We start from the raw sequence: 19,166 nt of genomic DNA, 5'->3' as shown, positions 1-19,166 counted from the left end.
AGTAAAAAATAGGAGGAAATCAGATGGCAGCAATCGAAAGAAAACCATACATGGATCGGATTGATCGATTAAAACAGAGAGTATTAAAGACCAAGCCAGAGATGGATCTGGAAAATGCAATTATCCTGACAAAGGGTTTCCAGGAATCAGAGGGGCAGCCGCTGTGCATCCGGAAAGCATATGCATTTAAGAAACAGTGCCTGGAGAAAACTGTAAAAATCTGGGGGGATGAGCTGATTGTCGGCAATGCCGGAAGCAAGCAGCGCGGCGGTATTTTAAGTGTCGATACCTGCTGGTCGGTTCTGGATGAGGAGCTGGATACCATCAGTACCCGTCCATATGACCCATTCTATCTGCGCCCAGAGGATCGGAAGGCATTTGAGGAGATCATCCGCCCGTACTGGAAGGGACGTTCCACATATGAGCAGTGGCTGGTACAATGCCCGGATTTTGCGGCAACCTTACGTGACTGCGGCGCTCTTTACATCAACCGTAAATCGGTTCGTGGCTGGGGCGAGACGACTGCGGGTTATTCCAGAGTCATTAAAGAAGGCATGGAGGGAATCAAGGTGCATATCCATAAAGTGCTTGATACACTTGATATTACCCGTCCGGGTGACTATGAGAAGATTGAATACCTGAAAGCGATGGAGCTGGCAGCTGACGGTATCTCCGCATTGGGACACCGCTATGCGGCAGAGGCGAGAAAGCTGGCAGAGGCAGAGCCGGATGAGAAGCGCAGAAAAGAACTGTTACAGATTGCAGGGACCTGCGATCAGGTTCCGGAAAAACCGGCGCGTACCTTCCGCGAGGCGATTCAGTCGATGTATATTTACCAGACCTGTATTTTCATGGAGCAGAATGCAGCAAGCTACAACCCGGGACGTATGGATCAGTATCTTTACCCATTTTATAAGGCAGATATCGAGGCTGGCCGTTTGACAGAGGAAGAGGCGCAGGAACTTTTGGACTGCTTATGGGTTAAATTCTCTGAGCAGTGCCTGTTCCAGGATCAGGTAACCGCACAGTTTTCCGCCGGTTACCCAATGTTCCAGAACGTATGCTGTGGCGGTGTGGATGAGCGCGGCATGGACGCAGTCAATGACGTGTCGTACCTGATTTTGCAGGCAACCGCAGAAGTACAGTTATATCAGCCGTCCCTGTCTGTCCGCTACAATATGGCGAAGAATCCGAGCAGCTTCTTAAAGAAGATTGCAGAGGTTATCAAGCTTGGAACCGGTTTCCCGGCATTCCACAACGATGAAGTTGGTATCGAGATGCTCCTGAACAAGGGAATCCCGTTAAAAGAAGCATATAACTGGAATCCATGCGGCTGTGTAGAGACGAACCTGGAAGGAAAACAGAGATGCTACACCGCATATGCAGACTTTAACTTAGGTTCTGCGGTTGAATTTGCCCTGTTAAACGGCAAGAGCCGTAAATATGGCATTCAGGCATCTGAGACGACCGGCGATCCGACTGCCTTTAATACCTACGAAGAGTTTGAAGAGGCAGTCAAAGAGCAGATCCGCTATGAACTTCGCGGAACCGTGGCTTCCAGCCATGTATGCGATGACATTGGCTTCCAGAGGGTCGTTCCGGCACTTTCCCTTTCCTTCTATGAGTGCGTAGAGAATGCGAAAGATTACGCATGGGGCGGTGCGAAATATAACCTTGGAAATGGTATTGATGCGATCGGCGTAGCAGACCTGATCAACAGCCTGATTGCAGTAAAGAAACTTGTATTTGATGAGAAAAAAGTAACGATGCAGCGTCTTCTGGATGCACTGGATGCAAACTTTGTGGGTTATGAGGATGTCAAGAAGATGTGTGATGAAGCTCCGAAGTACGGCAATGATGACGACGAAGTAAACGAGCTGACCGGTGATATGTTCTGTTTTATCGCGGACTATATCGAGTCGTTCCACAGCAAATTCGGCAAGATGACGCCAGGTATTCTTCCGGTATCTGGAAATACTCCGTTTGGTCTGGAGGTCGGTGCACTTCCGTCCGGACGTCTGGCTTGGAAACCGTTAGCAGACGGCGTATCTCCGAACCAGGGAACCGATACCGAGGGCATGGGCGCTGTATTGAAATCCATTTCCCACATTCCGCATGGCCGTTTCAATCAGGGAACCCTGCTGAATGTAAAGATGGATACGGTATTTCGCGACAGCCCGAACTCGACAAAAGAACTGATGAACTACCTGCGGAGTCTCTGCTCCCTGGGCGTATTCCACACACAGTTCAATGTCATTGATACGGAGACCTTAAAAGAAGCACAGAAGCATCCGGAGGATTACAACGGACTGCTGGTACGTGTAGCTGGTTATACAGCATATTTTACAGAGCTTGGAAAAGAAGTACAGGACGATATCATTTCCAGAACTTCACATTCCAATATCTGCTAGGAAAAAGAGTGAAATCTGCCGTGTTTCATAAAAAATACGGCAAATCAGCTACCGGGGATGTGCATCATGCGCGGTGGCGGGCAGCAGGCAAGGTGTACTTGACAGGAGGAACAGCGTATGGAATTAAAAGCAAATATTCTTCGGATTGAGCGGTTATCCCTCTCCGATGGGAAGGGAATGCGGACGGTTGTATTTTTTAAGGGCTGTCCCCTGCGCTGTGCCTGGTGTTCGACACCGGAGTCACAGTCGGGGCAGCGGGAAGTCTACTATATGAAAGAGCGCTGCACCGGATGCGGCGCCTGCATCCAGGTCTGTTCGGAACAGGCACTTCGCCGGAGCGAAAAAACGGGAGAGATCGTGAGGGATTACAGCCGCTGTAAACAGTGCTTTCAGTGTGTGGATGCCTGCAATTACCGGGCACAGCAGATCTATGGCAAGGAGATGACCGTAAAAGAGGTAATGCGCGAGATCCAGAAGGATGAGATGTTTTTCTTCTATTCTGGTGGTGGCGTGACACTTTCAGGAGGTGATCTGTTCTGTCAGACGGATTTTGCGGAAGCACTGCTGGAGGCCTGTGATGATGCCTGTATCAATGCGGCGGCAGAGTTAGATATGTTTACTTCGTTTGAAAATGTGAAACGGATCGTGCCGCATCTGCAGATGTTTTATGTGGATGTGAAAACCATGGATCCGGAAAAGCATAAGAAATGGACGGGGCAGGACAATGCCTGTATTCTGGAAAATATCCGCAAAGCCGATGCGATCTGCGCGCCGCATTCGATTCATGTCCGTGTGCCGCTGGTAGAAGGAGTCAATGATGATGTGGAAAATATTCGGAAAACGGCGCAGTTATGCCAGGAACTTAAAAATTGTCAGGAATTGGAATTTCTGCCATATCATAGACTGGGGCTTCATGCATACCGGCAGCTGGGAAGAAACTATCAATTAGAAGAACATGCGTCGATGAGCCGTTGGGATGTGTATCAGAAAATGGGATTTCTGTGCGAAATGGATTGGATGTTTGATATAGCGATATCAGGATTGGAGGTGTATAAAGCTGGAATAGGAAAAACGGGAGTAACAGAGGAGGTGTTAAAAGCGTAAAATACGATAAAAATTAGTATTGGATAAAAATGGATAATGGGAAAATGCGTACCGTGTAAGATAAGGTTGGTTGGTGAAAAATAGTCTTGCACGGTACGTTTATTTCTATGAATTTTCTATGAATTTCAATTTTCCTCTGGACAAACAAGATAAGTTAGTGTATACTAACTTCATCAGCAGTTAGACAGAACTAACTTTCGGAGGATAAAATATGAGTGTTGTAATTGTAGGTGGTCATGACCGCATGGTCAGCCAGTACGTGAAAATCTGCAAATCATTTAACTGTAAGGCAAAGGTATTTACACAGATGACGGCGGATTTCGGCAAACAGATCGGAGCGCCGGATCTGCTTGTACTCTTTACAAGCACCGTTTCCCATAAAATGATTCGGACGGCGGTTGATGGTGCAAAGGGAAGCCGGACAGAAGTTGTCCGCTGCCACACCAGCAGCAAAACCGCGTTGGAAGAAATTTTGCAGGAACACTGTGCAGCTTGCTGACGTATTTAAAGGCGAAGCCACGGCAAGTTCCGTTACTGGGCACGTATGCGTGAACAGTAACTCCGTCGGTTTCTGGAAACGATAGATTGATTTCGATATGGTTTGAAATATTCTTCCAAATATGGTATTCTAGTATATAGTATTATGGTAACTGGTCGGCAGCTTGGGAAGACTATTCTGCGGGAGACGGGAAGGCACGAAGCCAGGCCGGTTATGTGTTAGAAGTTTGGAGGGAATCACTTTGAAAATACAGCAGTCAGCAGAGGATTATCTGGAAACGATTCTTATGTTAAGCTATCGCAAGCCGATGATCCGTTCGATCGATGTAGTCAATGAGCTGGGGTATTCAAAACCAAGCGTCAGCGTTGCGATGAAGAATCTTCGTGAAAACGGTTATATTTCGATGGATCATGAGGGATATATCACTCTGGAGCCGTCGGGACGGAAGATCGCGGAGATGATTTATGAGCGTCATACATTACTGACAAAGCTTTTAGTAGCGTTGGATGTGCCAAGAGAGGTGGCAGTGGAAGATGCCTGCCGCATTGAACATGTGATCAGCCCGCAGAGTTTTGAGGCAATCAAAGAATTTGCAGCCGCGCATCTGGCAAAGCTCGAGAAAGCAAACCGGACAGATGAGCCGGAAAAATAGATGGCTGTTTAAGATTCGGACAGTTATATTCTCATCATAAATTTATAATTGCAGAGGACACGGAAGAGAGACCGCACGCGTGAACGTGGCGGTCTCTTTTTTCATAGGAAATTACGTCCTATGAAACAAAAAACGCTTCGCGGGATTTGCACTCGCGTGAAGAAGCTTTTCTCAAATAAAAGCGATCAGGCGTTGAGCATCTGTACCGAAAAATCATTAAAAGTACCCAGAACCGCCAGCGTGTAGCTGTAACCGCTGCGAAGCCGGATATTCGTGTTGACGATGGCGAAGCCCGGATTGGTCCGGCGGTAGACGGTCAGCTGGTAGATGCCGGGGATGATGTGCATGTAGCGCGTATAATTCATGTAATCCAGATCGGATACGACCAGACGTCCGTTCAGGTATATATCGATCGGTTCGCGGATGGAGGCGGCATTGTAAAAACGCAGGTGCGCGATCTCCGATGAGGTGGAAAAGAACGGCGAGAGAATGCCCCAGGTCCAGAGCGCGCCATTTGGAGATGGCTTCCAGTTGGAACCGCCGCAGTTTATGCAGCCACCGGTGTTCGGGCTGCCATGATTATTGGACGGCAGGGTGGGCATCACATCCCCGTATGGTCCGAAGCCCGGAGATACCTGAAGATCATTGGATGAGCTGTCCGGATATGTTAAGATAACAGGAGGCTGAGAACTAAATCCAGACTGTGCCGTATCACTGGTTCCAGCTGCTGCCGCATCCGTCTCCGGTGCCGCCGCCGGAGTCGTGTCAGCATCCCCCTCAGGCACTGCTGCTGCATCGTAGTTGTATGTTTCCATAAAAAGATACCTCTTTTCATATTGGCTATATTGCAGTATATGAAGAAGAAAAAAGGAGAGTTACTATTTGCAGGCAGGAATTTTCTGGACTGAAAATCCTGTTCGATACTGTAGAAAAGTGTATTTTGCCGATCTGGAATGCGGAGCATCGGCAAAATTCAGTTATAGTTTACATGATTTGGTGAAAGATCAAGAATGAAGAAAATAAAAAAGAGACTCGAATCTCGAATCTCTTTTCAGTGACCTGTCCGGGAATCGAACCCGGGTTTACGCCGTGAGAGGGCGTCGTCTTGACCGCTTGACCAACAGGCCATATTTAATTTTATTCAATCGAGGCGACGTGATTCGAACACGCGACCTCTGCGTCCCGAACGCAGCGCTCTACCAAACTGAGCCACGCCTCGATATGATTTTCTCGCTTTTGAAGCGGTGCTCATCAGCGACTCCTATATACTATCACGCCTTCCCAAAAAATGCAAGCGTTTTTTTTGAAAAAAATTGAAAAAGTTTTAAAAAATTGAAAAAACCCTTTAAAATCAATATTTTCACGCTTTTAACTTATATTTCGAAATTATTATGAATAACGTAAGAAAGCGAAAGGATGATTAAAGTCTTGCTAAGGATGCGCCGAAACTCTTTTCATTTTGGATAAAAAGAATAAAATGGGGAACAAAGCATAGTGAGCTTGCATTGAAAAATGAATGAGTCAGGAGGAATTAAGTATGAACATCATCGCAGCCATCTTATTTGGAATATATGGAGTGATCGGAGGCGTGAGTACCGTCGTATGTACCGTGAGCATTCCGGGTATCATTATTTGGAAAATTTACCGGAAAACGAAATATCATAAGGCGCTGACGGATTAAGTAAAATAAGGGTAACTGTTCAGTAGGTCTGTGCATTTACTGCGCTGACCGTACGAAAACATGGGCTAGCAGGCAAAAATCCCATTGCCGTAGGCAATTTTTAATGGATTTTTGCGCGTGACTGTGAAGGTACTGAACAGTTACAAATAAGAATTATAAAAAAAGGGCCTTGCAGATGAAAGATTTTCTATCTGCAAGACCCTTTTTTGCTTAAAATCAATGTAATTATCGGACAATATAGACATCGGCGCTTCTCTTTCCATACTGTAGTGCCTGACTGTGGGAGTTGAAGAAGATGTCCAGTTTGTTTCCGCGGATGCCGCTGCCGCTGTCTTCGACGGTATAGACAACGCCGTTGATGCGGAGTTTGGTTCCGAGCGGGAATACGCGCAAGTCAGCGGAAATGGTATGTCCTGCCTGCGGAATGGTGCCGGATTTAGTGCGGTTTTTTCCGCCACGGCAGCATCTGCGGCAGCTGCAGTAAGCAGTTGTCGTAAAACGTCCGGCGTAGATTTCAGCAGGTGCCTCTGCTTCCTGTGCCTCGGCAGCAGCATTTGTGTCAGTATTTTCAGTCATTGCAGCTTCGTCAGCGTTCTCTGCCTCCACCTGTGCAGACTCATTTGAAAATGCAGCGACTTCTGCCTCGGAAGCGTTCGTGTCAGCCGCTTCTTCCGCAGCAGCGTTTGTCTGCTTTCTAATCAGCTCCGGATCGGAAGCCGGACCAGATGGTGTCTGGGCTGCTTCGGTGGAAGTGCCGTTTGTTTCTTCACCGGCTGCCGCATCTATTTGGGAGACAAGCTCGGTTCCGGCATCTGTGGCTGCCAGTGTATTCATGGTGCCTGCCATGAGACAGACCAGGCTCATTGCCGTTGTGGCAAGTCCGCGCCGCATGGTGTTCATCATATTCATCAAATAAAAACCTCTCATTTCAATTTAGATTCATTTGTCTCACCGCAACGATTGTGTATCTCACAAATATTGCAATGCGTTTACAAATGTTATAATTTGTTACTATTATATTACAAAAATGTTAAATGTCAAGCCGGAGAGCCGGAAATAGGGCTTTGGGAGCGGTCGGAGGTTCGACAAGTCGAAAACTTGTTCGAGCGCAAACAGGAAAGCGGGTGAGTGAGTTTCTACCTATAGAAAGTGTGAAAATCAGCGTGCCTAAAAACAGGGTATGCAGAATGAAAAATTTTATTCGAAAAAAGAAGAAAAAATTTTTTTTAAAAACCGAAAAAAATCATTGACAAATACTTGCGTAAGTAATATAGTATGAACTGTAGATATTAGCACTCTGATAGATTGAGTGCTAACAGAAAACTTCCAGAGCGGGTTTAAGAGACCGGCGGAAGCGGATGCACGGAAGGAGAGATTGGATGGAACTGGATGAGAGAAAAGAAAAGATTTTGAAAGCGATTATCCAGAACTATCTGGAGACCGGAGAGCCGGTTGGTTCCAGAACGATCTCCAAGTATTCCGATTTGAAACTCAGTTCGGCGACGATTCGAAATGAGATGTCGGATCTGGAAGAACTGGGATATATCATTCAGCCGCACACATCGGCAGGCCGGATTCCTTCAGATAAAGGATATCGTTTCTATGTGGATCAGTTGATTCATGAGAAAGAGACGGAGGTCACGCAAGTGCGTGATATGGTCATCCAGAGAGTGGATCGGGTGGAGCTTCTGTTAAAGCAGATGGCAAAGCTTTTGGCAAGCAATACGAATTATGCGACGCTGATCAGCGGACCGCAGTATCACCAGACGAAGATCAAGTTTATACAGCTTTCCAGAGTGGAAGCCGGGAAACTCCTGATTGTCACTGTTTTAGAAGGCAACATTATCAAGAACTCGATTGTGGCACTCGATGCGGAGCTGACCGATGAGGACATCCTGAATCTGAATATTCTTTTAAATAGCGGTCTCAACGGATTGACGATGGAGCAGATTAATCTGGATGTCATTACCCGGATGAAAGGGCAGGCAGGCGAGCGCAGCCACATCGTGGATGTGGTACTAAGCGAGGTGGCCGAGGCGATTCGTTCCGGCGAGGAAGATTTACAGATTTACACCGAAGGTACGACGAACATTTTCAAATATCCAGAACTGAGCGATGGCGCGAAAGCCAGCCAGCTCATCGGGACACTGGAGCAGAAAGACCTCTGGAGAGAGATTCTTACCGAGGACGATGCGGACAGCGATAAGAAAAATGAGATTCAGGTCTACATCGGAAGTGAGACACAGGTGCAGTCGATGAAGGACTGCAGTATCGTTACTGCCAATTATGAATTGGGGGACGGACTTCGGGGAACGATAGGAATCGTTGGACCGAAACGAATGGATTATGACAAAGTTGTATCGACCCTGCGCTCATTAAAGAGCCAGCTCGATCAGACATTCAATCATAAAGATACCGAGTAGCACGGATGTGCAAAATAAAGAGGTGAGAGACATGGCAAAGACAGAGATAGATTCCAAAGCAGCCGAGGCGGCAAATGAGGAGCAGGTAAAAGAAACAGAAACCCAGGCAGAAGCTGAGGCAGTGAAGGAAAAGGAAGCTTCTTCGGAAGACGCACAAGCGCCGGAGATAGAAAAAGAGAAAAAAGGATTTTTCTCCAAGAAGAAGGATAAGAAAGATGAGCAGATCGAGGAGCTGACGGATCGCCTGAAGCGCACGATGGCTGAATTTGACAATTTCCGGAAACGAACGGAGAAAGAAAAATCAGCGATGTATGAGATTGGCGCAAAGGACATCATCGAGAAGATTCTCCCGGTGGTGGACAATTTCGAGCGTGGTCTGGCGACCATCCCGGAGGGCGAAGAAAAAAGTGCTTTCGCCGAGGGCATGGATAAGGTTTACAAGCAGCTCGTAAAAACACTGGGTGATGCAGGTGTAAAGCCAATCGAAGCGGTTGGTCAGCCATTTGATCCGAACTTCCACAATGCAGTGATGCATATTGAGGATGAAAACCTGGGTGAGAATGTGGTAGCCGAGGAGTTCCAGAAAGGCTATGTATACCGCGACAGCGTGGTTCGCCACAGCATGGTAAAAGTGGCAAATTAAAATAGGTAACACGTAGACAGCTGGCACCCAGAATTCGGTGCTGGTGGTTGATTTGATATAATATAGACAGACAGGCGGCAGAATTTAGCTCCCATGAGGAGAAAGAGAACTGCCAGAAAAAGATAATTTCAGGAGGAAATAACTATGAGCAAGATTATCGGTATTGACTTAGGTACAACAAACAGTTGTGTAGCCGTTATGGAAGGTGGTAAACCGGTTGTTATCGCAAATACAGAAGGTATCCGTACCACACCGTCCGTTGTGGCATTTACAAAGACAGGCGAGAGACTGGTCGGCGAGCCGGCAAAGCGTCAGGCAGTTACCAACGCTGAGAAGACCATTTCTTCTATCAAGAGACACATGGGCAGCGACTACAAAGTAACCATTGATGACAAGAAATATACGCCGCAGGAGATTTCCGCGATGATTCTTCAGAAGCTGAAAGCAGATGCAGAGAGCTACTTGGGCGAGAAGGTAAACGAGGCAGTTATTACTGTTCCGGCTTACTTCAACGACGCACAGCGTCAGGCAACCAAGGATGCAGGTAAGATCGCTGGTCTGGATGTAAAGAGAATTATCAACGAGCCGACGGCAGCAGCGCTTGCGTATGGCCTTGATAATGAGAAAGAGCAGAAGATCATGGTATATGACTTAGGTGGCGGTACATTCGATGTTTCCATCATCGAGATCGGTGACGGCGTTATCGAGGTTCTGGCAACCAACGGCGATACACATCTGGGCGGCGATGATTTCGATAACCGTATTACCCAGTGGATGATCGACGAGTTCAAGAAAGCAGAGGGTGTAGACCTTTCCGCTGATAAGATGGCGCTTCAGAGACTGAAAGAAGCAGCTGAGAAAGCGAAAAAAGAGCTTTCTTCCGCAACTACAACCAATATCAACCTTCCGTTCATCACTGCAACCAGCGAGGGACCGAAGCATCTGGATATGAACCTGACCAGAGCTAAATTTGATGAGCTGACCAGAGACTTAATCGAGAGAACCGCAATTCCGGTACAGAACGCACTGAAAGATGCTGGTATCACTGCTTCTGAGTTAAGCAAAGTACTTCTGGTAGGTGGTTCCACACGTATGCTGGCAGCACAGGAAGAAGTAAAACGTCTGACTGGTAAAGAGCCGAGCAAATCCTTAAACCCGGATGAGTGCGTAGCAATCGGTGCAGCTATCCAGGGTGGTAAGCTGGCTGGCGATGCCGGTGCCGGTGATATCCTTCTTCTGGATGTAACTCCGCTGTCCCTGTCCATCGAGACTATGGGTGGTGTAGCAACCAGACTGATTGAGAGAAATACCACAATCCCGACCAAGAAGAGCCAGATCTTCTCTACCGCAGCCGATAACCAGACCGCTGTTGATATCCACGTTGTACAGGGCGAGAGACAGTTCGCAAAGGACAACAAGACACTGGGAACCTTCCGTCTGGATGGCATTCTTCCGGCAAGAAGAGGTGTTCCGCAGATTGAGGTTACCTTCGATATTGATGCAAACGGTATCGTAAATGTATCTGCAAAAGACCTTGGTACAGGTAAAGAGCAGCACATCACGATTACCTCTGGTTCCAATATGTCCGATTCCGATATCGATAAGGCAGTCAAAGAGGCAGCTGAGTACGAGGCACAGGATAAGAAGAGAAAAGAGGGCATCGATGCAAGAAATGAAGCTGACTCCATGGTATTCCAGACCGAGAAAGCTCTGCAGGATGTAGGCGATAAGATCGATGCAAACGATAAAGCAGCCGTAGAAGCTGACTTAAATGCACTGAAAGAGGCTATCAACAAAGCTCCGATCGACCAGATGACCGATGCACAGATTGATGAAATCAAGGCTGGCAAGGAAAAACTGATGAACAGCGCACAGGCACTCTTCAGCAAGGTTTACGAGCAGGCACAGGCAGCTGGCGCAGCAGGATCACAGGGCGGTGCTCAGGGTGCAGCTGATGCAGGAAGTGCACCGCACGACGATAATGTAGTTGACGGCGACTTTAAAGAGGTATAATATAATAAGCAGCCATTTTTCAAAGAAAAATGAGCGGATTACGAATGCTTTTGAGGATTGCGGGAGCACGCAGTGCGGAGCAATCCGGGGCATCGGGGTATCAATAGAAAAACGCAGTGAGGGGCTGTCGCAGGAATCTGCGGCAGACCCCCATTTGTAGGTTGTGGGGTAACTGTTCAGTAGGTCTGCGCATTTACTGCGCTGACCGTACGAAAACATGGGTCAGCAGGCAAAAATCCCATTGCCGTAGGCAATTTTTAATGGATTTTTGCGCGTGACTGTGAAGGTACTGAACAGTTACGTTGTGGGAAGATAAATAGATACGATAGAAACTCTGCCGGATGCGGTCAAATGTACCGGCGGATTTTGGGAAGGAAGAGCTGAAATGGCAGAGAGTAAGAGAGATTACTATGAGGTCTTAGGCGTCCCGAAAGATGCGGACGATGCGACACTCAAAAAAGCATACAGAACCCTGGCCAAAAAGTATCATCCGGATGCAAATCCGGGCGATCAGGCGGCAGCCGATAAATTTAAGGAGGCATCGGAGGCCTACAGCGTACTGAGTGATCCGGAGAAGAGACGTCAGTATGATCAGTTCGGCCATGCGGCTTTTGACGGCGGTGCAGGCGGCGCTGGCGGATTCGGTGGTTTTGATTTCAACGGCGGCGATATGGGAGACATTTTCGGAGATATCTTCGGAGATATTTTTGGCGGCGGACGCAGCCGCGGCGGCAGAAGCAACGGACCGATGCGCGGCGCGGATGTGCGTACCAGTGTGCGGATTACTTTTGAAGAAGCGATCTTCGGCTGTGAAAAAGAGCTGGAGTTAAACTTAAAGGAAACCTGTGAGAAATGCCATGGAACGGGTGCAAAACCGGGAACCCAGCCGCAGACCTGTCCGAAATGTAACGGTAAAGGCAAGATCATGTACACGCAGCAGTCGTTCTTTGGTCAGATTCAGAATGTACAGACCTGTCCGGATTGCAACGGAACCGGAAAGATCATCAAGGATAAATGCCCGGATTGCTACGGAACCGGCTATGTAGCGAAGAGAAAGAAGATCAAAGTGACGATCCCGGCAGGTATTGACAACGGTCAGATGCTGCGTGACCGCGGCAATGGCGAACCGGGTACCAACGGCGGTCCGCGCGGAGATCTACTGGTAGAAGTAGTGGTATCCCAGCACCCGGTCTTCAAGCGTCAGGATACAACAATCTACTCAACTGTGCCGATTTCCTTCGTGAAAGCAGCACTCGGCGGTCCGATCCGCATCAAGACGGTGGACGGCGAGGTAGAGTATGAGGTCAAACCGGGAACCCAGACAGATACGAGAGTCCGTCTGAAAGGAAAAGGTGTTCCGTCCCTGCGTAACCGCAACGTGCGCGGCGACCATTTCGTGACGCTGGTGGTACAGGTTCCGGAGCGCATGACCGAGGCACAGAAGGAAGCGCTTCGCAAGTTTGACGATGCCATGAACGGAATTGCACCGGAGGGCGAGAAACATAAGAAGAAAGGACTGTTCGGAAAGCTGGAGAAATAGAATACGGACAGGACAAAAATAGAAAAGAGCTGTCGGGCTGACATAAAAATGCGGCGCGGCAGCTCTTTGTTTCTGTTTCATAGAAAATTACGTCCCATTACGCGTTCTGTAACAGAATATAGTTACTGTTCACGCATACGTGACCAGTAACGGAATTTGCCGTGGCTTCGCATTTAAATACGGCAAATTCCTGCTGCCACCACGTTTTCTTACGGCACTTTCGGTTCCAAAAGTGCCTACCCGTGAACAGAAACGTAACAGAATATACCAGAAAATGACAGAGTTTTGTAAGTTGACTTCCGTTTAAAACTTATATACAATAGGACGATGGAGGACCAGCAACACAGATAGCATGGATTTTTGTCAGAAAAATATGCCAAATGATAAAATCATTACTTGAATGGCAGGTCCTTCCGGGAATAGGAACCCGTATTGGATTTTTAAAGGGAGAATAGGAAGATGACAGATAGAAACGGGAATTTGAATAAAAATTCACGTTCCGGCAGCCGCGAAGATGGGCGGGAGCCGGTGAGACGAAATACGGCGATGAACAGCCGGGAGATTATGCTGGAAGATGAAGATTATCTGGATGAGCCGGATGAGGGCTATTTGGATGATGATTATTTCGACCGGGATATGGAAGAACGGATCCTAAGGGAAGCAGAGCTGGACATGGAAAACATACACCAGCCAGAGCGTCAGGATCAGAACCGGTGGGAAGAGCCGGAACGCCTGCCGGAGAAAGAGCCGGAGGAGACAGCCAGTCGAAAGCGCAGCCGCGCCCGTGGAAATCAGAGCGCGGGTACAGGGCGGGAGGCAGCCCATGCGGCGCCGCAGCGGGGACAGGATTCCGGAAAGACGGCATCCTGGACGGAAGCCACCCCGGAAAAGGCAGCTCTGAAAGCTGAGCATAGAAAAAACGGTAAAAAGGCGGCGTGGATCGCTGCCTGTACGGCGGGCATTCTGCTCGTGGCAGCCGGAGGCGTCTATGTGGGAATGTCCCAGAAATATAAGACCCGGTTCTTTCCGAATACGCAGATCAACGGTGTTGACGCGTCCGGAAAGACAGCGGCAGAGGTGCAGGAACTGATTGCGGAAGGTGTGAATGGTTATACACTGACGATCGATGAGAGAAATAATCAGACAGAAACGATCGCCGGAACCGATATCAAGCTGCATGCGGAGTTTGACGGCAGCCTGGAAAAGATGGTAGCGGCGCAGAACCCGTTCGCATGGCTGTGGCATATGAAACAGGAAGAATATACGATCGGAACGATGGTGGCGTATGACGATGCGGCGCTGGAAAGCCAGATCCGGAATTTATCGTGTTTAGACCCGGAGAAAGCGGTAGAACCGGTCAATGCAAAGATTTCTGAGTATGTGTCCGGACAGGGATATTCGATTGAGCCCGAACAGGAAGGAACGGCAGTCGAGGCGGAGAAGCTGACACAGGCGGTAACGGGTGCGATCGAGAATCTGCAGGATCATTTATCGCTGGAGGAAGCAGATGTCTATAAGAAGCCGACGGTATTGAAAGACGATGCATCTCTGGCAGAACAGCTGGATAAGATGAATAAATACGCGAAAATGAGCGTGACATACCAGTTTGGCGATTCGACGGAGACCTTAAATGGAGATCAGATTCATGCGTGGCTGATTGCCAATGCAGACGGAAGTGTTTCGGTAGATTCCTCCAAGGTGTCGGAGTACGTGTCTGAGATGGCGAAAGCACACAATACTTCAAACAAAGCGAAAACATTGAAAACATCGTATGGTTCCACGATTCAGGTAAGCGGCGGAACGTATGGCTGGAAGATCAACCAGGCGGCAGAGACGGAAGCGCTGGCAGCGATAATTGCCTCCGGCGAGAGTACGACGCGTGAGCCGGAGTATTCCCAGAAGGCGGCGAGCCATGGGGCAAATGACTACGGCGATACTTACGTGGAGATCAACCTGACCGGACAGCACCTTTTCTTCTATAAAGAAGGAAAGCTGGTGGTAGAGTCGGATTTCGTATCTGGAAACCTGGCGAAAGGCTGGGGAACCCCGGCAGGCTCGTATCCGCTGGCATATAAGCAGAAAAATGCGGTCCTGAAGGGTGAAAATTACCGGACGCCGGTTAATTACTGGATGCCGTTCAATAATGGTATCGGTATGCATGATGCGAAGTGGAGAAGCAGTTTTGGCGGTACGATTTACAAGACGGGCGGTTCCCACGGCTGTATCAACCTGCCGCCGAGTGTTGCAAAGACGATCTTTGACAATATTTCGGCAGGAACTCCGGTGATCTGCTACAATCTGCCTGGTACGGAGAAGAGTACGACGAGCGGTACGGCAAAACCGGCGGAGACGAAGCCGGCAGAGACGCAGGCGCCAGCAGAAACAGCAGCTCCGCCAGAGACGCAGGCGCCAGCACCGGCAGAAACACAGGCACCGGGTCCGGCACCGACCACAGCGCCGACGCAGGCGGAGACGAAAGCGCCGGAGACTGCGGCACCGACCCAGGCAGGACCGGGAGGTCCTTCGGGGGATAATGGTGGAAATATTGCAGTGGGACCAGGAGCATAGGAAGAAACGGGAATAAAATCGAGAAAAAACCTGCATAAAATGATTTACACCGAAAACATATTGTGTTATACTAAATACGTATGAGTCCGCCGGTGCTCAGTTTTTTGACGACTCCGACATAAACTTAGCATACGGTACGAATAATTATTTTAAGGAGGAAATCACAATGATTTCAAAGGAAAAGAAAGCAGCTATTATCGAACAGTACGGAAGAAAAGCAGGCGATACAGGTTCACCGGAGGTTCAGATCGCAATTCTGACCGCTAGAATCGCTGAGCTTACAGAGCATTTAAAATCCAATCAGAAGGATCATCATTCCCGCCGCGGACTTCTGAAGATGGTAGGACAGAGACGTGGTCTTCTGGATTACTTAAAGAAATCCGATCTGGAAGGATACCGTGCACTGATCGAGAAGTTAGGCATCAGAAAGTAATTAAGATTAAAACGTATAGGGTGGAGCAATCCACCCTAGTTGTTTATGTAGAAGAAAAGTCCGAGACCGCTGCTGTACCCGTAAAGCAGAAAAACATATTTGCGGGCAGAGCAGTAGTTTCGGTATTACTTTTCACAGAAAGGCACTTTTGGAACCGAAAGCGGCGTATGAGAATGTGAAGGTTCTTCTGCAAAACAAGATGAAAGGAGATATGAGATGTACAAGAGTTTTTCGATGGAACTGGCTGGCAGAACTTTAACAGTGGATGTTGGCCGTGTGGCAGCTCAGGCAAATGGTGCTGCATTTATGCATTATGGAGATACAACCGTATTATCAACCGCGACAGCTTCTGACAAGCCGCGTGACGGTATTGATTTCTTCCCGTTAAGCGTTGAGTTTGAGGAGAAGATGTATTCGGTCGGAAAGATTCCGGGCGGATTTAACAAGAGAGAGGGAAAGGCATCTGAGAACGCAGTTCTGACAGCACGTGTTATCGACCGTCCGATGCGTCCGCTGTTCCCGAAGGATTACCGCAACGATGTTACCTTAAATAACCTCGTATTATCCGTTGACCAGGACTGCAGCCCGGAGTATACCGCGATGTTAGGCTCTGCAATCGCAACCTGCATTTCCGATATCCCGTTTGATGGTCCGTGTGCGACCACCCAGATCGGCATGATCGACGGCGAGTTTATCGTAAACCCGACCAATGCACAGAAGAAAGTATCTGATATGGCTCTGACCGTTGCTTCCACCCGCGAGAAGGTTATCATGATCGAGGCTGGCGCAAAGGAAGTTCCGGAGAACATCATGATCGACGCGATCTTCAAGGCACACGAAGTAAACCAGGAGATCATCAAATTCATCGACACCATCGTAGCAGAGTGCGGCAAGCCGAAACATTCCTACGAGAGCTGTGCAGTTCCGGAAGAGCTGTTTGCAGCGATTCGTGAGCTGGTTCCGCAGGAAGAGATGGAAGAGGCTGTATTTACAGACGAGAAACAGAAGAGAGAAGAGAATATCCGCGCAATCACCGAGCGCCTGGAAGAGGCATTCGCTGATAACGAGGAGTGGCTGGCTGTTCTGGGTGAGGCTGTATATCAGTACCAGAAGAAGACTGTCCGCAAGATGATCCTCAAAGACCACAAGCGTCCGGATGGCCGCGGTATCACCGAGATCCGTCCGCTGGCAGCAGAGATCGACATTCTGCCGCGAGTACACGGTTCCGGTATGTTCACCCGTGGACAGACACAGATTTTAAATATCTGTACACTGGCTCCGCTGTCCGAGGCACAGAAGATCGACGGACTGGATGAGAACGAGACATCCAAGAGATATATGCACCATTACAACTTCCCGTCCTACTCCGTAGGCGAAACCAAACCGTCCAGAGGACCGGGACGCCGTGAGATCGGTCATGGTGCGTTGGCGGAGCGTGCGCTTGTGCCGGTACTTCCGACAGCGGAAGAGTTCCCGTATGCAATCCGTACCGTATCTGAGACGATGGAATCCAATGGTTCTACCTCCCAGGCAAGTATCTGTGCATCCACTCTGTCCCTGATGGCAGCAGGTGTACCGATCAAAGCTCCGGTAGCTGGTATTTCCTGCGGTCTGGTAACAGGCGACACCGATGATGATTACATCGTTCTGACCGATATCCAGGGTCTGGAAGACTTCTTCGGCGATATGGACTTCAAGGTAGGCGGCACTCACAAGGGTATTACTTCCATCCAGATGGATATCAAGATCCACGGTCTGACCCGCCCGATCATCGAGGAGGCAATCGCTAAGACGAGAGAGGCAAGAATCTACATTCTGGATGAAGTTATGGCGCCGGTTATCTCCGAGCCGAGAAAGACCGTCAGCCAGTATGCTCCGAAGATCGTTCAGATCTCCATCGATCCGCAGAAGATCGGCGATGTAGTCGGCAAACAGGGCAAGGTAATCAACAAGATCATCGAGCAGACCGGCGTTAAGATCGATATCGAGGACGATGGCAGCGTAGCTGTATGCGGCACCGATCAGGCAATGATCGACAAAGCAGTTTCCATCATCAAGGGCATCGTGACCGACATCGAGCCGGGTCAGATTCTGACAGGTACCGTTGTCCGTATCATGAATTTTGGTGCATTCGTAGAGCTGGCTCCGAACAAAGATGGTATGGTTCATATTTCCAAGCTTTCGGACAAGCGCGTAGCGAAGGTAGAGGATGTTGTCAACATCGGCGATGAAGTTACTGTAAAGGTAATCGAGGTCGATAAGATGGGTCGTATCAACCTGAGCATGAAACCAGGCGATCTGGCTGAAAATAAATAATAAATAGATTGCAAATGCACACGATGTGCTGCAATCATCCATCATAAAATCAATGTGCCTGCATCACTGCGGCGCAGACCAGATAAAGTAAGGAATGCTGCAAGGCAGAGAAGCGGTTCGCTTCTGCTTTGCGGTGTTCCTTTTTACTTTACAAAGAGGAAAAATATGTTAGAGGTAACAGGGATAGAAAAACGGTACCGCGGAAGGACGATCCTAAAAAATATCTCTTTTCGGGCAAATCCAGGGGAATGCATCGGGATTGTCGGCGGAAATGGATGCGGCAAGACGACGCTGCTCTCGATCCTCGCGGGGATCCGCAAGCCGGATCGGGGGAGTATTCGGATTGACGGGCAGGAGGCGCTTGGAAGACATCGTCTATTAGAAGAAAAAATCGCCTATGTGCCTCAGGAAAATCCATTGATCCCGGAGCTGACGGCATTTGATAATTACCGTCTCTGGTTCAGGGGGAAACGGCGGGAGATGGAACGGGATCTGGAATGCGGCGTCGGTCATGTGCTGGGCGTGGACCGATTCTTGAAAACGCAGGCGGGACGGCTTTCAGGCGGAGAGAAAAAGAGGCTGAGCATCGCGGCGGCACTCTCCGGACGCGCGGATATCCTGATTCTCGATGAACCGGGGGCAGCGCTTGACCTGGAGGCCAAGGAGCAGATCCTGACTTATATCAGGAGCTATGTGAAAGCAGGGGGGACAGTTCTTTTAACGTCCCATGAGATGGGAGAGATAGGGGCGTGTACAACCCTGTATGTATTAAAGAACGGTGCGCTGGTTCCGACGGAGGCAGGGCTTTCGGCGCGGGAGCTGATACAGAGGTTTTAAGGTTACTGGGCACGTATGCGTGAACAGTAACGTTTTAAGAGTGAGA

Annotated in this window: 15 protein-coding genes and 2 tRNA genes; 13 read left to right on the top strand and 4 right to left on the bottom strand. The window is 48.9% G+C overall.

Annotated elements, in window-relative coordinates; all coding sequences use genetic code 11:
- The first annotated feature begins 23 nt into the window (after nt 1–23).
- The 4 genes from DWY89_RS05145 (at nt 24) to DWY89_RS05130 (ending at nt 4,666) form a co-directional block, all read left to right on the top strand.
- Nucleotides 24–2,411, top strand: a complete 2,388-nt coding sequence (locus tag DWY89_RS05145) for a formate C-acetyltransferase/glycerol dehydratase family glycyl radical enzyme (protein ID WP_118467189.1) — start codon at nt 24–26, stop codon at nt 2,409–2,411.
- Nucleotides 2,412–2,528: 117 nt separating this feature from the next.
- On the top strand, nt 2,529–3,515 hold the full coding sequence (locus DWY89_RS05140; RefSeq protein WP_118467190.1) for a glycyl-radical enzyme activating protein: 987 nt from the start codon (nt 2,529–2,531) through the stop codon (nt 3,513–3,515).
- 211 nt (nt 3,516–3,726) lie between these two features.
- Complete coding sequence (locus tag DWY89_RS05135; protein ID WP_022358490.1) at nt 3,727–4,014, top strand: DUF2325 domain-containing protein; 288 nt, start codon at nt 3,727–3,729, stop codon at nt 4,012–4,014.
- Between the two features lie 241 nt (nt 4,015–4,255).
- Complete coding sequence (locus tag DWY89_RS05130; RefSeq protein ID WP_107001101.1) at nt 4,256–4,666, top strand: metal-dependent transcriptional regulator; 411 nt, start codon at nt 4,256–4,258, stop codon at nt 4,664–4,666.
- Nucleotides 4,667–4,851: 185 nt separating this feature from the next.
- Here DWY89_RS05130 and DWY89_RS05125 read toward each other — a convergent pair whose 3' ends face one another.
- From DWY89_RS05125 to DWY89_RS05115, 3 genes are all read right to left on the bottom strand, one after another.
- A complete protein-coding gene (locus DWY89_RS05125; protein WP_107001100.1) occupies nt 4,852–5,481 on the bottom strand; it encodes a DUF4397 domain-containing protein in 630 nt (209 codons plus the stop codon).
- 240 nt (nt 5,482–5,721) lie between these two features.
- Nucleotides 5,722–5,793 (bottom strand) — tRNA-Glu (locus tag DWY89_RS05120).
- 18 nt (nt 5,794–5,811) lie between these two features.
- A tRNA-Pro gene (locus DWY89_RS05115) sits at nt 5,812–5,885 on the bottom strand.
- Nucleotides 5,886–6,203: 318 nt separating this feature from the next.
- Here DWY89_RS05115 and DWY89_RS14360 point away from each other — a divergent pair.
- Nucleotides 6,204–6,347, top strand: coding sequence for a hypothetical protein (locus DWY89_RS14360; protein WP_022358601.1), 144 nt, complete (start codon nt 6,204–6,206; stop codon nt 6,345–6,347).
- A gap of 225 nt (nt 6,348–6,572) precedes the next feature.
- Here the strand turns inward: DWY89_RS14360 and DWY89_RS05110 are convergent, their stop codons facing one another.
- On the bottom strand, nt 6,573–7,256 hold the full coding sequence (locus DWY89_RS05110; protein WP_182426607.1) for a 3D domain-containing protein: 684 nt from the start codon (nt 7,254–7,256) through the stop codon (nt 6,573–6,575).
- Nucleotides 7,257–7,726: 470 nt separating this feature from the next.
- Here DWY89_RS05110 and hrcA point away from each other — a divergent pair, with 470 nt between their 5' ends.
- From hrcA to DWY89_RS05070, 8 genes are all read left to right on the top strand, one after another.
- Entirely contained in the window at nt 7,727–8,770 is a 1,044-nt protein-coding gene (hrcA, locus tag DWY89_RS05105; protein WP_107001098.1) for a heat-inducible transcriptional repressor HrcA, read from the top strand.
- Nucleotides 8,771–8,801: 31 nt separating this feature from the next.
- Nucleotides 8,802–9,413, top strand: a complete 612-nt coding sequence (gene grpE / locus DWY89_RS05100) for a nucleotide exchange factor GrpE (protein ID WP_118467194.1) — start codon at nt 8,802–8,804, stop codon at nt 9,411–9,413.
- A gap of 144 nt (nt 9,414–9,557) precedes the next feature.
- On the top strand, nt 9,558–11,426 hold the full coding sequence (dnaK, locus tag DWY89_RS05095) for a molecular chaperone DnaK (RefSeq protein WP_118523255.1): 1,869 nt from the start codon (nt 9,558–9,560) through the stop codon (nt 11,424–11,426).
- Nucleotides 11,427–11,811: 385 nt separating this feature from the next.
- Entirely contained in the window at nt 11,812–12,966 is a 1,155-nt protein-coding gene (gene dnaJ / locus DWY89_RS05090; protein ID WP_118467196.1) for a molecular chaperone DnaJ, read from the top strand.
- Nucleotides 12,967–13,425: 459 nt separating this feature from the next.
- Complete coding sequence (locus DWY89_RS05085) at nt 13,426–15,534, top strand: L,D-transpeptidase family protein (protein ID WP_118467198.1); 2,109 nt, start codon at nt 13,426–13,428, stop codon at nt 15,532–15,534.
- A gap of 166 nt (nt 15,535–15,700) precedes the next feature.
- Nucleotides 15,701–15,967, top strand: coding sequence for a 30S ribosomal protein S15 (gene rpsO / locus DWY89_RS05080; RefSeq protein WP_022358577.1), 267 nt, complete (start codon nt 15,701–15,703; stop codon nt 15,965–15,967).
- Between the two features lie 216 nt (nt 15,968–16,183).
- A complete protein-coding gene (locus DWY89_RS05075) occupies nt 16,184–18,283 on the top strand; it encodes a polyribonucleotide nucleotidyltransferase (protein WP_118524461.1) in 2,100 nt (699 codons plus the stop codon).
- A gap of 165 nt (nt 18,284–18,448) precedes the next feature.
- Nucleotides 18,449–19,120, top strand: coding sequence for an ABC transporter ATP-binding protein (locus DWY89_RS05070; protein WP_118523252.1), 672 nt, complete (start codon nt 18,449–18,451; stop codon nt 19,118–19,120).
- Nucleotides 19,121–19,166 lie beyond the last annotated feature (46 nt).

The organism is Clostridium sp. AF27-5AA (assembly GCF_003478415.1).
Classification (GTDB): domain Bacteria; phylum Bacillota; class Clostridia; order Lachnospirales; family Lachnospiraceae; genus Otoolea; species Otoolea fessa.
Note: the sequence above shows the minus strand (reverse complement) of the source record. Positions and strands in the feature narration are given on the sequence as shown.